This is a genomic window from Kocuria sp. WN036, assembly GCF_002287015.1.
GTDB classification, from domain to species: Bacteria; Actinomycetota; Actinomycetes; order Actinomycetales; family Micrococcaceae; genus Kocuria; species Kocuria rosea.
Window position 1 is genome coordinate 1 of record NZ_NSKF01000069.1, and the last position, 1,383, is coordinate 1,383.

The following is a 1,383-nucleotide window of genomic DNA, read 5'->3' on the forward strand; positions in this document are numbered from 1 at the left end:
GGGACTGTAAGAAAAACGGTGTGTGAGGGTCCGGCCTGATCCGAAAGGAGACGGCCGTGTCAGAGTCCACGACCGAGATGACAGGCACGATGATCGATCCCGTGACGGGAGAGATCATCGATCAGAAGGACCTCGCCGAGCGGCTGCTTGCCCAGGCGAAGGAGCAAGGAGTGAGCCTGGTCGGCCCGGGCGGGCTGCTGAACCAGCTGACGAAGAACGTGCTGGAAACCGCCCTGGAAGCCGAACTGACCGAACACCTCGGTCACGACCACGGGCAGACGCCGATCGCGGCCAACATGCGCAACGGCACGAGGTCGAAGACCGTGCTGACCGAAATCGGCCCGGTGCAGATTGAGGTGCCACGGGATCGGGATGGGTCCTTCGAGCCGGTGATCGTGCCCAAGCGCAAGCGGCGTCTGGACGGGATTGACCAGATCGTCCTCTCGCTGTCGGCCCGCGGGCTGACGACCGGTGAGATCGCGGCGCACTTCGAGGAGGTCTATGGGGCCAAGGTCTCCAAAGACACCATCTCGAAGATCACCGAGAAGGTCGCCGGCGAGCTGGCCGAGTGGTCCTCCCGCCCGCTGGACCCGCTCTACCCAGTGCTCTTCGTCGATGCGATTGTGGTGAAGGTCCGCGACGGGCAGGTGCGCAATACCCCGTTCTACGTCGTCATGGGCGTCACCGTGAACGGGGAACGGGAGATTTTGGGCATCTGGGCCGGCGACGGCGCCGAGGGTGCCCGGTTCTGGCTGCAGGTCTTCTCCGAGCTCAAGAACCGGGGCGTCGAGGACGTGTTCATCGCTGTCTGCGACGGGCTCAAGGGCCTGCCGGAGGCGATCAACACCACCTGGACGCAGACGGTGGTTCAGCAGTGCATCGTGCACCTGATCCGCAACAGCTTCCGCTACGCCGGCCGCCAGCACCGCGACGGCATCGTCAAGGCGCTCAAGCCGGTCTACACCGCGCCTTCAGAACAAGCGGCGAAGGACCGGTTCGCCGAGTTCAGGGCCGAGTGGGGCCAGCGGTATCCGGCGATCGTGCAGCTGTGGGAGTCCTCCTGGGCGGAGTTCGTGCCGTTCTTGGAGTATGACGTGGAGATCCGGCGGGTGATCTGCACGACGAACGCGATCGAGTCGATCAACGCCCGCTACCGGCGGGCGGTGCGGGCGCGCGGGCACTTCCCGAACGAGGCTGCTGCGCTGAAGTGCCTCTACCTCGTCACCCGGTCTCTTGATCCGACCGGCGGCGGTAGAGCACGCTGGGTGATGAGGTGGAAGCCGGCGCTGAACGCGTTCGCGATCACCTTCGCCGGACGGTTCGAGAGAACCACTCACTGATGAAAACCGCCGGACCCCACACACCGTTTATCGGACAGTCCCG

General features: G+C 65.0%; 1 protein-coding gene. It reads left to right on the forward strand.

Annotation, left to right across the window (positions count from 1 at the left end; all coding sequences use genetic code 11):
* Positions 1 to 89 precede the first annotated feature (89 nt).
* On the forward strand, positions 90 to 1,340 hold the full coding sequence (locus CK505_RS18070) for an IS256 family transposase (RefSeq protein ID WP_255251000.1): 1,251 nt from the start codon (positions 90 to 92) through the stop codon (positions 1,338 to 1,340).
* The last annotated feature ends 43 nt before the right edge of the window (positions 1,341 to 1,383 follow it).